10 protein-coding genes are annotated in these 13,899 nt (G+C 69.4%); 3 read left to right on the top strand and 7 right to left on the bottom strand.

The annotated features are described in order from the left end of the window. The first annotated feature begins 125 nt into the window (after positions 1–125). Both MMF94_RS05715 and MMF94_RS05710 read left to right on the top strand, forming a co-directional pair. On the top strand, positions 126–833 hold the full coding sequence (locus tag MMF94_RS05715) for a DUF6218 family protein (RefSeq protein ID WP_241035207.1): 708 nt from the start codon (positions 126–128) through the stop codon (positions 831–833). After that, complete coding sequence (locus MMF94_RS05710) at positions 830–2,074, top strand: exonuclease domain-containing protein (protein WP_241035206.1); 1,245 nt, start codon at positions 830–832, stop codon at positions 2,072–2,074. The genes MMF94_RS05715 and MMF94_RS05710 overlap by 4 nt, the downstream gene beginning before the upstream one ends. Positions 2,075–2,628: 554 nt before the next feature. Here MMF94_RS05710 and MMF94_RS05705 read toward each other — a convergent pair. The 6 genes from MMF94_RS05705 to MMF94_RS05680 all read right to left on the bottom strand — a co-directional run bounded on the left by MMF94_RS05705 (position 2,629) and on the right by MMF94_RS05680 (position 8,400). Next, on the bottom strand, positions 2,629–2,844 hold the full coding sequence (locus tag MMF94_RS05705; RefSeq protein ID WP_241035205.1) for a hypothetical protein: 216 nt from the start codon (positions 2,842–2,844) through the stop codon (positions 2,629–2,631). Positions 2,845–3,344: 500 nt separating this feature from the next. Beyond that, positions 3,345–4,331 carry a bifunctional DNA primase/polymerase gene (locus tag MMF94_RS05700; RefSeq protein ID WP_241035204.1) on the bottom strand — a complete coding sequence of 329 codons (987 nt, stop codon included), beginning with the start codon at positions 4,329–4,331 and terminating at the stop codon, positions 3,345–3,347. A gap of 283 nt (positions 4,332–4,614) precedes the next feature. Continuing rightward, positions 4,615–5,031, bottom strand: coding sequence for a single-stranded DNA-binding protein (gene ssb, locus MMF94_RS05695; RefSeq protein ID WP_241035203.1), 417 nt, complete (start codon positions 5,029–5,031; stop codon positions 4,615–4,617). Positions 5,032–5,539: 508 nt separating this feature from the next. Then, positions 5,540–5,947, bottom strand: a complete 408-nt coding sequence (locus MMF94_RS05690; RefSeq protein WP_241035202.1) for a hypothetical protein — start codon at positions 5,945–5,947, stop codon at positions 5,540–5,542. After that, entirely contained in the window at positions 5,947–6,132 is a 186-nt protein-coding gene (locus MMF94_RS05685; RefSeq protein ID WP_241035201.1) for a hypothetical protein, read from the bottom strand. Before MMF94_RS05685 ends, MMF94_RS05690 begins: the two co-directional genes overlap by 1 nt. A 540-nt stretch (positions 6,133–6,672) precedes the next feature. Beyond that, a complete protein-coding gene (locus MMF94_RS05680; protein WP_241035200.1) occupies positions 6,673–8,400 on the bottom strand; it encodes a ParB/RepB/Spo0J family partition protein in 1,728 nt (575 codons plus the stop codon). A gap of 922 nt (positions 8,401–9,322) precedes the next feature. Between MMF94_RS05680 and MMF94_RS05675 the strand changes: the two genes are divergently transcribed. Beyond that, on the top strand, positions 9,323–11,518 hold the full coding sequence (locus MMF94_RS05675; protein WP_241035199.1) for a GmrSD restriction endonuclease domain-containing protein: 2,196 nt from the start codon (positions 9,323–9,325) through the stop codon (positions 11,516–11,518). A gap of 321 nt (positions 11,519–11,839) precedes the next feature. On the opposite strand, the gene MMF94_RS05670 is transcribed toward MMF94_RS05675, so the two are convergent. After that, positions 11,840–13,606: a recombinase family protein gene (locus MMF94_RS05670; protein ID WP_241035198.1), complete on the bottom strand. Its 1,767-nt coding sequence runs from the start codon at positions 13,604–13,606 to the stop codon at positions 11,840–11,842. Between the last annotated feature and the right edge of the window lie 293 nt (positions 13,607–13,899).

Below are 13,899 nucleotides of genomic sequence, written 5' to 3'. Positions count from 1 at the left end.
CAAACGAGCCACCCGACACGCCGGTCGGCTGAGTCGGCAGATGATGTAACGCCAGATGCGCTGACCGTCGACGTGCTGATCAACGACCGTCGCGGCGCAGGCCGCGTGAGGAGGAGCGATCAGCAGTGGTAGCGACCGACGAGCTCAGCGCACCAACGCAGCTGGAGGGGCTCTGGGCGACGGGTAGCGCAGTGCTGGCCCTCGGGCAGGACGAGAATGGCGGCGACGCGATCGCGCTTTGGCAGATCAGCGGTGGCGGGAAACCGACCGGCGCCTGGGTCGAGCGGCAGGAGCAGGCTTTCGGGGACCGGGAGACAGCCAGACGCCTGCTCACCTGCATCGAGCGGCGCGCTTTGACCGCAGCCGATCTCGGCACCGTCGATGAGGCGCTGACGAAGCTGACGACGGCCGCCGGTGTCGACAGAGGTGGCCGCAACTGGTGGGACACGCATGTCTTCTCACTCACCGAGGCGTTCGCCGAGCTGGTAGGGCGCCGCGGGAGCTTCGAGCAGACAGTCGCCCAGACCAAGGAGTCTGGACGCAGCGTCGCGGCGTTGGAATGGTCCCGAGACTTTCCGACCGACAATCTCCCGTCCACCTTGACAGAGCTGCGTGAGCTGGCCCGATTGGGCGTTCCCGCCGGTGCACCGGCGGTCGCCGAGGTCCTCACGATCGCGAACGTCCTGCGCTGGGTCGTTGAGCTTTGGGGTGAGACCGAGCAGGTGAAGGGACGCCGCCGCTACATCCTCGAGAAGCACGGCCCAGTAGAGGCCCTCCCACCGTCGTGGCAAGCGGCCCTGACCTCCGCCGGCGTGAACCGGCTCGCCCTGTGAACCACGCAATGGGGTTCGCGGTCGTCGACACCGAGACCACTGGCGTCTTCACCGGCTTCCGCCACCGCATCGCCGAGATCGCTGTCGTCCACGTCGACCCTGACGGCACGATCACGAACTCGTGGAACACGCTCGTCAACCCGGACCGCGACCTCGGCCCGCAAGCTATCCACGGTATCCGTGCCGCCGACGTCCGGCGGGCACCTCGATTCGAGCAGCTCGCCGGCGACGTGATCGAGCTGCTCGCCGGGCGCATCGTCGTCGCACACAACTGGCCGTTCGACGCGATGCACCTGCGTGCGGAATTCGAGCGCATGGGCATCGATACCCCCTTCCATGCCGAGGCCGGGCTGTGCACCATGCGCGTCGCCGGTCGAGCTATGCCCTGGTCACGGCGATCATTGATCGAGTGCTGCGCCGCCGCCGGCCTCGCCGACCGCAGCTGGCACACCGCCGGCGCCGACGCCGAAGCCGCCGCGGAACTGCTCGTGTTCTTCCTCCACCACGCTCCCCACACGCTCGAGATCTCCGAGGCGCACCACCATGCAGCGCGGTGGGCATGGCCAGCTCAACCGCCCTCGACAGTCGCACCAGTTCAGCGGCGGCCATCCGACTACATCACACCGCACTTCCTCGCCCGGCTCGTCGACCGGATTCCGCGCACCGGACAACCCACCACCGACGCCTACATGGCCATGCTCGACGGGGCTCTGCTCGACCGGCAGATCTCCGAGACCGAGGCCGACGGACTGCTTGACCTCGCACACGACCTCGGCCTACAGAAGACGGACGCACTCGAGATCCATCACCGGTACCTGCACGAGCTCGCGCGAGCCGCCTGGTCCGACGGTGTCCTCACCCGGCAAGAGCAACACGACGTGGCAACGGTCGCTGCTCTTCTCGGGCTCGACGACCAGGCCGCGGAGGACGCCCTCAGCGCACAGGCCGCCCCGGACTGGGTCGACTCGACGTCATCCGATGTCACCGTTGGCGGACTGACCCTCGCCCTCGGCGACAAAATCGTGCTCACCGGACAGATGCGGCGGGGCCGCTCCGAGATCACCGCGGAAGCGCGGCAGGTCGGGTTGCAGATGATGACCTCGGTCAGCCGCCAGACGAAGGCCGTCGTCGCGGCCGACCCCGACTCGCTGTCCGGCAAGGCCAAAAACGCGCGCACCCTCGGTGTACCCGTGGTCAGCGAGGAAGCCTTCATGCGCGCCCTCGACGACCTCCGTCGATAACTCCAACCCCCCGGACGCCCCGAGCACTATCCCCAGTGCCCGGGGCGTCCCAGGCGCCGCAAGGCCACACGCCCGGGCCACGCCGCAAACGGCTCCACCAGTAGCAACGAGCCGCCGGCTGCGCCGGAGGGGACGCTGGTGGCATCTCGCGGTGCCGTCAAACAAGCCCACAACGCGGCACTGCTCGCGGTCACGATGCACTCGCCTTGATCAACTCCGGAATGTCCCCTGCCTGCCAGACCACCCGGAACGCCCCCGTTCCGCCCGAGTCGTCGCCCAGCTCCGGGCCGCCAGCAAGCATCGCTTCGTACATATCTCGCTGCTCCCCGACCACGGATCTGCCTCACCAGGCCCTGCGTTCGAAGGTGCGACGCACATCAAGATCTTTCGCGGTCGCCCGGCCCGAGACATCGGTACGGCGCGGGTGGTCGCACCAGCGACCACCGTCCCCCGCGAAGCAGCGGCCCGCTTCGAACCCCGGCGCTCCCGCCAGCGAGGTTGAGGCTGCACGACGCCAGCGCGGGCCCCGGCCCGTGGCCGGGGCCCGCTGCCGGTCACCGAGGACTGGCTTCCTCGGCGAGGAGCGCGAGCTCCTGCAGGGTGTGCTGCAGCAGCGTGGCCAGTGAGGTGACGGCGTCCAGGGCGAGGGTGGGTTCGCCGCAGAGGGCGGCGACCTGGAGTTCGTCGCGGGCCTGGCAGACCTGGGCCTCGAGGGTAGTGAGGCGGGTCGCGCGGGTGTCGGTTTCGGTGATCTCGTGGGTGGTGGTCATGAGGGCCTCCGGTGCTCGGCGTTGGGGGAACGCGGCACTGCCTCAGCGCGCCGGGGCGGGGGTCCCGCAGGGACGGCGGGGGTTCTGGCTCGCCCATCCCGGTGTGATCGCAAATGCCAACCGCCGGCCGACGTCGAAGCGTGCGGGCGATCTCGGCGGGATGGGTGGGCCAGGTTCATCGCCGCTCGCCCCCGCCCCGGTGTGCTGACCTCCGGGCGATCCACCTGAGCTGGGAACCGGAGGCCCGACCCGCCACCACATGACCACGCATCCGCCACACCTGGTCATCTCTGCACCCGGACTGACCACGAATCAGCAACGCCTCTGACCAGCGCTGGCCATCAGGACCCGGCACGTGCGAGACCCCCGATTGTGCGCAGTGCGCGGGCCGGGCTCGGCCACCCGTTGCTCGGAACGGCACCACCGGCAGTGCACACGACCACGTGTTTCCCGCGGCCGACGCCCTCGACGGTGTGGAGCAGCCCCGGCCAGCTGTCAGGTCAGCTGGGCGCGTTCGCCGGACCGCGCCTGTCAGGGATGTCCTTGATCCGGCGTGGACGCCGGGCGCCGTAGGCGAGGCCGTCGGTGATGTCCCGCGCGATGTGTGCAGCGGTGTAGCCGGCGACTCCGACGAAGTGCTGGGCGGCATCGGTGAGCGCGGCCCGTGCCTCGGCTTCGGCCAGGGCGCCGCTGGCGGCCCAGTGGCCGAGCCGGCGCGCGGCGCGCAGCAGTGTGGTGTGCCGGTCCCCGACGCCGGCGGCCGCGACGGCGGCGATCTCTCCGTTGACCACGGCTCGCAGGTATGCCGCGGCTCGTCGCTGGGAGACCGGGCGGCGGCTGAGGGCTCTGGGAGGTGGCGGGGGTCCCGGCGGGGTCAGGGCGGCGAGCAACCATCCGGGAAGCTGCGCGATCGGATAGCGGCGGACGACCCGGTAGGTGCCGTCGGGGCGGACGGAGCCGGGACCCAGGACGTAGCCGCCGTGCCCGCGGGTGTCCACGCACCACCCCAGGCCACGGCGAGGGCCGCCCTGGGTGTTGCGCAGCTGGGCCCCCGCGGGTGGGCGGAAGTACCAATGGGTGCCCCCGGTCGCGGTGGCCACGACGAGCGTGTGCGGCGGCCAGGGCGCACCGGCTGCGGCCGCGCGTCGCGCCAGCACATCGAACCCGCCCCGGGTGCCGGCCCACTCGGGTGGGCAGTCGTTGGGGACGAGGTCGAGGTCGACCACGAGCAGGCCGCTTCTCCCGGTGGCGATCCCGATGTTGTAGGGCCGCGCATCCCACCAGCGGCGGATCTGCTCGAGGTCGCGGGTGGCCGCGGTCTCCCAGTCCGTCACCGCGGGGATCTTGCTGCGCGGGTGGATCGGGAACACGTATCGACCGGCCGTGGCCGCAGCGGTAGCAACGTTCCCCAGGCGCATACCGGTCCGCCGCGTCTGCCCGAGTCCGGGACGGCGGACTGGTTGCCGGTGGGGCGTCGTCGTGGTCATCGTGCTCAACTCCAGGTCAGGTCGGCTGCATGCTGTGCTTGCGTCGGCACGCCGGGGACCGCCCGGGGTTCCGGGCCCGCGACCGGCCAGGATCGGGGCCATCGAAGATCGGGGTTGTGTCGCGGGCCCGGGTTCTCGGGCACCGTGCTGGGCCGACGCCAGAACACCAGCCGACCTGGGAACCAGCAGCCGGGTTGCGGGTGCGACCGCTGGAATCCGCAGCCCGCAAAAGACGCCCGGCGGTCCGGACCGGGGTGGTCCGGACCGCCGGGCGCGGGAGGGTTCAGGCGGCGGGCTCTTCGCTGGTCGGCTCGGGCAGCGGCTCCGGGGCCGGGTCGGTGTCGGGTCGCTTGTTGCGGGTGATCTGGGCGGTGGCGTAGCGGAGGCTGGCCGCGATGTCGGCGGCTTCGAGCTTGATGCCGCGGCGGCGCTCGCCGTCCTTGGTGTAGGAGTCGTCGGCGAGCTGGCCGGTGATGGTGACGGTGGCGCCCTTGGCCAGGCTGGTCGCGGCGTTCTCGGCGAGCTGGTTGAACGCCACGACCCGGTGGAAGACCGGGGGCAGGTTGGTGTAGCCGCCGGTGCGGCGGTCATAACGGCTGCGGTTGACCGCGACGTTGAGGGTCAGGACCGGCACCCCGCCGGGTGAGAAGCGCAGCTCGGGGTCGGCGGTGAGGTTGCCGTGGATGGTGATCTCGTTCATGTCGGGCTCCCTGGGGCTCGGTGTCGGTGGGTGACGCGGCCTGGGCCTCAGCGCGGTGCGGGTGGGGTCCCCCGCAGGGGACGGCGGGGGTTCCGGCTCGCTCATCCCGGTGTGATCGCATCCCTCGACACCAGCCGACATCGCGACCGCAGGCGATCTCACCGGGATGGGCCGGGGCGGGTTCATCGGCGCTTGCCCCACCCGGGCTGTGCTGACCTTCGGGCGTCATCAAACAGGCAACAGCAACAGCACGACCCGTCGCGCGATCGCCTCCCCGTCAAGGCCGCGCCGGGGAAAGCAAACCTCGACCGGCACACCGGGTGATCCGAGCCGGCTCATACCTCGCGCAAAGCGAGCTCGCTCACGCGGCAGGAGCGTCCCGTCGAGGTGGCCTCCCAGGGTGGCCACGGCCCATGGCGATGCGTTGACGCTCCCACGCGTAGGTTCGGCGGCCGCCCGGTAAGGATCGGCTGGCGCGGGCCTAGGACGGGCCCGCGCCGAAGGTGAGTCAGGGATGCAGCCAGCGATCGACGATGGCCGCCTGCATCGGCACCGACGGAGTCAGGTTTCGATCCTCATCGGACAGGTCCTGGCCGTTGATGCAGATCCGCCAACCGTCATCACCGGCTCGGTGCCAGTCGGTGAAACTGCGGGTCGTCACGAGCAGGAAGTTCCCCGCGCTTTCTGCGAGAGCGGTCACGATGATCAGCCAGCCGCGGCGGTGCGAGGCCTCGTGGTAGTGCAGGCACAGCGGGACCGCGCCGGTGTGGCGGCAGATCTCGACGAGCAGCCCGCGGGCGGCGTTGTGCGCACCGAGCATGCCCTCACTGCCGCGCCGCGGGATGTTGGAGCAGACGTGATCGGGCAGGATCCAGCTGCGGGCATTGTCGTAGGAGTTGATCTGGTTCCTACCCATCACCACTGGCTCCCCTCTGCTTCGGAACCAAGCTGATTGAGCACCCCAGCGAAATCGGCCGCGAGCGCGTCCTCCCGAGCATCGCGATCGGTGAACTCGCGCCAGATGGTGCTGGCGTTGTTGGTGCGGGATTGGCGTGTGCAGGGCATACGGGCCTCCGGGGGCTCGGCGTCGAGATGACGCACCCGGACTCAGCGCACCGGAGCGGGGGCCCGCAGGGACGGCGGCGGTTCCGGCTCGCCCATGCGGGTGTGATCGCGATGTCGGTCCCCTTGACCGGCCTGGTGGTTGCAGGCGATCTCACCGGCATGGTGTGGGCCGGGTTCGTCGGCGCTGGCCCCGCCTCGGTGTGCTGCCCTCCGGGCGGCACCCGCCGCCGCGTAACCGACGGCAATGCACGTGTCACCAGCAGGCGACGCACGGGGGAAGCGCACGCGGGCGCTCTCCCGCTCTCGCGCAACCAATCGGCGACGAGCTACCGACCTGTCACCAGGTGGCCGGACGGCGCCTTCTTGCAAGGTCGAACTCGTAGCTGCGCAGTTCCCCGGCAGAACGCGCAGCCTGGCATTGGGAGCTCGTATTAGCGCTCCGTCAGGTCCCCAGCAGCGCGCTCGTGCAGTGCCTGGTTGTCTGACCTTGGGAGGTGTTCCTCCCCGTGGACCTGTGATGCCAGATAGTACGAGCGCGGTCGGTGAGGCCCCGCAGGACCTCACCGACCGCAGTGATCAGGCCACGTCAGCGGTGTCCTCACCTCCGTCGATCACTCGGCCTTCGGCCCCGCCATCACGGGCCGCGCCGGAGGCGTCCTCGGATTCGCCGACGCTGCGCTCGTGGCCGTCGTCGTCGGCTTCGATCCGGGTGTCAGTCTCGGCCGTATCGGGGGCTGCGTCGCCGTTCTGGTTCTCGTCGCTGGCGGCATCGGTGCTCGGCTCGCCGTCCGTGGTGGCGGTGTCCAGGGTGAGCACGAGCTGCTCGACCGGGGACAGCGGGTAGCCCCAGCCCCGCAGCGCGGTGAAGTAGGCGCGGGATTCCGGGCTGGGGTTGCGCCAGCTGTGCCGTCCCGTGCCCTGCTCGGCCGCACCGAGCAGCACCGCCAGCGCCAGCATGGTCGCCCGTGTCGGCGACGCGGTGTCCGCGGCGAGCGCAATGGGGTTGGGCGCCCCGTGGGTGACCACCGGGTCCATGCCCAGCAGCTCCTGCGCGGTGGCATGGCCGGACTCCATCGCCTTACGCACATCGTGGCCGCCGCGGCCCAGGGTGGTGGCGATGAACCGGGCGGCATCCTTCGGGGCCGTCTTGCGGGCCAGGAACGCCGCCTGCAGCCAGTCCCGGCGCACGGTGGTCGCGGAGTCCCAGTCCTTGTTGTTCGCGATGACCCGTCGCCGTTCGGCCTTCTCCGCCTCGCTCATCGGGCCGGGCTGCCGAGTGCCCGACCCGCTGCCGGTGGTGGCCGTGCTGTTGTCCCAGCGGGGGATGTGCCCGTTCCCGTCGGGGTCGGTGCACAGGTAGGAGGTCGTCACCGTGGTGCCCCGTGCTCCGAAGCTGCGCCGCACGTCGACGGTGGCGGAGTGTCCGGGGCAGTCCTGGTGGGCCTCGAGGGTCAGCTCGGTGCCGCTGGGGTCCTGCGCGGTCGGCCGCAGCCCGCTGATCCGCACAGCGTGATCGGTGTGCTCGGTGACGACCCGGACCCCAGCCGCGGTCAGCTCGGCAACCCGCTCGGCCACCAGGCGCTGCTCCTCGCGCTGGTCACGCAGCCGCTGCGCCACGTGCTCGAACTGCGCCGGCTCGCTCTGCGCGGTGACGGTCAGTGCCTTGATCGCCTCGACTCCCTTCTCGGTGCCGTCATCGAACTCGGCAATCACCGCGACCCGGTCCAACGGGATGTCATAGCGAGCCAGCACCGCCGCGGCGAACTCGCTGCGCGCCACCGCCGTGGTGACCTTGACCCGCTTCACCGGAGTATGGGTGCGGCGAGCAATCTGCCCGGCCGTCAACCCCAGATCCAGCAACTGCTGATGCGCCGCCACCTCCTCAACCTCGGAGTTCCCCAACCGGTGCAGATTCTCCTCAAGCTGATCCACGATCCGCTCGACCTGCCCGGCGGTGTCGTCCTCGCCCGGGTCGACGTCGGGCTCGACCAGGACCCGCACCATCCCCTGGCCGGCCTCGATCGCGCCCAGCGTGCGGCGCTTACCCTTGCGCACCACCAACGCCCCATCACCGGTCCGGCGGCGGACCTGAATCGGCTCCCGGACGCCCCGGTCGCGGATCGAGCGCACGAACTCCCGATCCAAGCCGACCTGCCCGCGGACGTTCGCACCGATGATCAACTCGCGGGGGTCGACCTGCAGAAGCTCCCCGAGCGAGGCGTCGGGGGCCACCTCCTCACGATCGTGCTCCGCGCTGATGTCTGCGTTCGCCTCGTACTGGTCGTGCTGGTGATCGCCGGTCATCGATGGCTCCTTCGATGCTGGCCGCGTGCCCTACGGCTGCGGCGTTGGTGTGTCCCGGTGTGGGACGCACCCGCCAGGCAGCGCCCGCCCCGGACGGGCCGGGGGTTCCGGCTGGCCCACCCGGCGTGGACCAGCAGTCGAAACGCACGCACCAGTCGGCAGGCCACGCAGCTGGTTCACCCACGCGGGCCGGCCAGGGTTCATCGGCCACCAGACCGGGCGGCGATGCCACAGTGCGTCGGCCCACCCGGAACGACCGCTGACCGACGCCACGGACAGCAACCGCTGCCGAATTGGCCGCGATCCCGCGGCTAGGGCTGGCCTCTGCGCAGGTGGAGTTGGGAGTACGGGTCGCTCTGCGGAGACGCCGCTCGGCCGTGGGGTCCGCGCGGACGCGGAGGAACCTCGGGCAGGTGTCGCCACCGATGCTTCTCAAACGAGGTGTCGACATGGAGTTCCACGACGGTTGCCGGCGCGACCTGGACGTACCTCACTCGTTCGCTAGATCGCTGTCCGAACTGGCTCGACGGAATCGTCGGAGGCCACGGATGCTCAGCAGCGGGCGCGGTGAGGACTGACGCGATGTCGTGGCGTGCTGGGGTGCAACGGGTAGGTCCAACCGGCGACCCATGGGGCTTCGGGGTTGTGCGAGCTGCCCAGCACGCCGCCGACGATGGCTTCCGCGGTCAAGTGGGTACGGACCCCGCGCCAGATCCTGCTGTCCGCTCGATCGATGTGATCGAGCCGCTTCGCCATGACGTCCTCGACGCCGGCGTCGCGGTGGCTGAGCAGCCAGGGCCGGCGGCAACCGGCTCGGTCGAGGTCCGATCTCAGCTTCGAAGACGTCGCGTACTGGTCCGTCTGCTGGTACAACGGTGAGCCGTCGGGTGAACACGGACGGCAATCACCGAAACGGGGTCGGATGGCGGGCGGCGGGATCACTGGTAAGGCCTTCCACCTCGCATCACTGTTCGAACGCGTCACCTACGCGATCGAGTACTACCAGCGGGAGTACGCCTGGTCCGCCGATGATGTGCGGACCCTCCTGTCCGACCTCGTCGAGGAGTTCGAACGCAGCGACGGGGTCCGCCGGTCCTGGCGTGCTACGCCGGCGCAGTTCTTCCTCGGGCCGTTCGTCTACACGGAGGAGGACGGGGACCGCCGCTTCCTGGTGGACGGCCAGCAGCGCTTCACGACCCTTCATTTGATCTTCCTCCACTTGTTGCGGCTGATCCCCGAAGGCGCCGGCCACAAGACGAGGGATCGGCTCAACCGAGCCATCGTCGCCGGTTATGACGGGAGCCGGCCCCGGTTCCGGCTCGCCATCGACGAGCGACAGAAGCCACTCGAGGCTCTGCTGAACGGACGACCCTACGAGCTGGGCAAGGCCGTCTCCCTCTCGGTACAGACGCTGTGGGAGCGCAGCGCACAGATCGAAGAGGAGCTCGCGCAGCGACTGGACTCCGACCAGCACGGCCGTTTCGTCGATTGGCTACTCGATAGCGTGGTCATGGTCGGCATCGAGGCCGTGGACCGGAACAATGGCTTCCGTATCTTCGAGTCGATGAACGATCGCGGGGCCCGGCTGACGTCCGTCGATCTCATCAAGAGCTTTCTGCTGTCTAGGGCGAATCGGGACGAGGAGAAACTCAACGAGAATTGGCGCACAATGCTGGCTGAGGTCACCCGGGTACGCGGCGACACGAATGCGCCCCGAGATTTCCTCAAGGCCTTCCTCGTCGCCCGGCACGCCGACCTTCGCCAGGACTCCGACGACGCCGAGAAGATCGACCGAGCGCCGCACGAGTGGACCCGCGAGCATGCTGCCAAGATCGGCTTGCGCGATGACGGGGAATCGTACCTTGATTTCGTCACCGAGCTCATCGATCTCGGCCGGCACTACGCGGATCTGGCAGCCGCCACAGTGAAGCCGCGGCACGAGAACGAACTCGCGGCGCTCTTCTACAACCACGCCAACGGCGTGACCGCTCAGATGGCGCTGATCCTCGCTGCCATCCGCCCCGACGACCCGCCGTCGCTGGTGAAGGAAAAGGCCAAGGTCGCAGCCAACTTCGTGGATCTCCTGTATGTGTTACGTGCCGTCCACGACGAGTCGACTCGCGCGGAAGACATCAACCGCGAGGTCCGAGAGTTGATACCGCTCGTCCGCGGCTGTTCGACGGCTGGCCACCTCGGCACGATCCTCGGCGCGCAGCTACCGGAACTCGACTTCGACGTGATGCAAACCTTCGGCCTCCGCGGCGACAACCGCGCCCAAGTCCGCTACGTCCTGGCTCGCCTGACGGCATACGTGGAGAACGAGATGGGCGAACAGGACGTCATCGAGAAGTACCTGTCCACGGACCGCTCCTGGCAGATCGAGCACGTCTTCGCCGACCACCCGGAACGCCACCCCGAGCTGGAGCCGTTGCAGTTCCGCCTGCTCCGCAACCGTCTTGGTGGTCTAGGTCTGCTGCCGGCCTCAGACAACGCGAGCGTCCGGGACCTCCCCTTCGGGGAGAAGGCGCAGTGGTACCAACGCCACACCGCCCTTCTTGCGGTTCTCGCACCGGGTTACGACAAGCGGCACCCAGCCCTGCACCGAATCAGCAAATCACACGGCGTGGAGCGCACCCTGCGGGCGTTCGGCGCATCGACCCCCATGCAGAAGGTCGTCGACGTGCGCGGTCAGCTCTACCAGACGCTGGCCCAGCGCATCTGGGATCCAGCACGGCTCGGCCTCGCCCTACCGCCGGCCGAGGCGACGGAGGAAACCCCCGCCACGACAAACGACTCGGGCCCGTCGGTGCGGAGCTCACCAAGGCCCCGTCGCACCCGTCGCACCGAACTTGCGGTTCTCGTCGCCGACGGCCGGATCACACCAGGCGTACGGCTCCACGGAACGCACCGAGGCACCCGGCACGAGGCGAGGGTGGACGCCGAGGGTCAGCTCTGGCTTACCGACACCGACTCGTTCCGCCTTCCCGACGAAGCCGGACGGATCGCGACCGGCCTCAAGTCCTGTGCCGGCTGGCGCTTCTGGCACATCACGCTGACCGATGGCACGGCAGTGCCGCTTGGCCAGTTCCGCGACGAGCGCACGCTGGTGGCCCGCTAGCTAGCCGCACCGCGACAGACTCCGATCGGCCGGTAATGACTGAAGCGCCAATTAGGAGCCCCGATGTCCCATCCGTCGGCGGTCCAGTCGCCCGACCCGGCTGGCGGATGTCACGGGTGGGAAACCTCCACAGTGTCTGTGGCAACCGACCAGACCAGGTACCGACAGCGCCCACTCGCCCCCTACTGTCGCCCTATACATCGACGCTCTCGCCGAGATCGAGTCCGCCGAGGTGGCGCTGCATCGGGAACACGCCCCTTCCGCAGCAACCATCAGCTGATGACCAGACGGCTGCTCTGGTGGAGTCCGTGTACGTAATGGTCAAGTCCCCCCTCGGACACGTTCACTACCCCTACGCGGTTGGATCGTCACGTCCAGCGCGCCTTCTTCCGGGTGGAAGAGTAGCTCCAGGCCCAGCGAAGCATAGAGTTCAGCCATCCTCTCGGGCCGTGCGCGGCTCAGAGCCGCGCCCACGTCGCCGAGGTAGTCCAGCATCGCTTCGACCTCCGCTCGTCCGAGACGATGCAGCGCCGGAGCTTGCTCACACCGGAGGCGGGCGGCCGTCAGCTGCTCCTGTGCCCGGTTGAGCGGATCGATCAGGGCCGCGGGGTCCGCGCCCGCCTCGATGGCCGCCTGAAGGCGCCGCAGCTTCGTCTCGGCCTCCGCCACCGCGCGCTCGGCGTCAGCCGTCCGCGCGTCGTCCGCCTGGTCAGGCGCGACTCCAAGTAGCCGGCGCACCGTCTCGTCCCGCCGAGCGGGATCGAACACCGAACCGATCCATGTGTTGATCGGCTCCAGTACCGGCGCTTCCGGCAGGTACACGTTCTTGGGGTGTGTCTCCAGGATGGGCGAGCCGGGCACGATGCTGCGCGCCGCGCAGCGGTAGTAGATGCGCTCACCCCGCGGCGTACCTTCCATCCGCCGCCGGCAGTACCCGCACCGCACACGGCCCCGAAGGCAGTACGTGCGCTTCGTTGGCCTCGGCCCGCGTTCGAGCGTCCGACGCGCCTCCAAACCACCGGCCGCCTTCGTCCGCCGCATCAACTGCACCTCGGTGAACGTCTCCACCGACACGATCGCCGGATGCGCCGGAACCCGCGAGCGCACCACTTGATCCGGCGAAGAACGTCGAAACCGCACCACGTGACCCGCCGCCACATCGTCCGGATCGCTCAACTCCTCGTTCCTGCTCCACCGCCCGAACACCGCATAGCCGGTGTACCGCGGGTTTTCGAGAATGGCGCGCACCGTGCTGCCTTGCCAGCCGTCCGCCAACCGGTGCCGGTTCTGATCCGGGCGGCGCACCGACGGACAGGGCACATCGTCCCGGTTGAGCCCACCGGCAATCGCCCGATCCCCGCTCCCCTCCAGGTACTCCCGGAAGATTCGGCGCACAACGTCAGCCGACGCCTCGTCGACCTCCAGCACCCGCAGCCGGAAACCCTCGGCCGCCTTGCGGGGATTCGGATGCGGCCCGCCGTCCGCGACCACGTACCCGTACGGCGCCCGCCCACCCTGATGACGACCCTCGTTGACCACCTGGGCGTCCATCGCCGCCCGCACACGAGCCTGCACGTGCTGCCGCTCGGACTCGCTCATCCCACCGAGCACGCTCATCAACATCTTGTGCGACGGGTTGCGGTCATCGAACCGGCCGCCCACCTCCGGCACCCACAGATCCACCCCGTAGGCCGCGAACCGGGGAGCGATCAACGAGAACTGGTTACCGAACCAGCACCGCGTCCCCTCCCCCACGACGATCGCGTCCCAGCCCCGATCCGACCGCTTGAGCTGAGCCAGCAACCGCGACGCCTCATGCCGGCGTTCCCACGGCACCGAGCGCGATTGACCCACATCGAAGAACTCGGCAACGATCGTGCCGCCCAGCGGCTCGACGAACTTCCGCGCATTGCCGAGCTGCCAGCCCAGGGACGTCTCGGGGTCCTGATTGTCCTCGGTGGAGCACCGGCCGTAGAAGGCAAGCCGGCCGATCCCCTCCTCCACCGGCGCAGCCGGCTCGACACCGAGCAGGCCATCGAGGGTGGCCCAGGGATCGCGGCTGATGTCGGCGGCCATGTCATCCACCATGGGGAGACACCTCGATCATCTCGATTGTGGTCAACTCGACCAATATCGCCAGGAGTGTACGGCTGACCGGCACCGTCAGAGGCGGCAAACCGACCGGCACACGAACGATCAGCGACTCCCCACCGGCTGTATCCCGAGAAAGGGAGGGAGCCTCCCGACCATCGCCGCGGTCCCCATTCTTACCGCGATCACCGGGTCCAGTCTCACCACCGCCAGCGCCTCCCTGAACCCCGTTTCCCCTGGCAGAAGCAGGGAGAATCACCAGGGAAGCCGGACGGGAGGACTCCCTGCCT

It is taken from the genome of Pseudonocardia alaniniphila (genome assembly GCF_022524485.1).
GTDB classification, from domain to species: Bacteria; Actinomycetota; Actinomycetes; order Mycobacteriales; family Pseudonocardiaceae; genus Pseudonocardia; species Pseudonocardia alaniniphila.
This window is presented reverse-complemented; position numbering and strand designations above follow the sequence as displayed.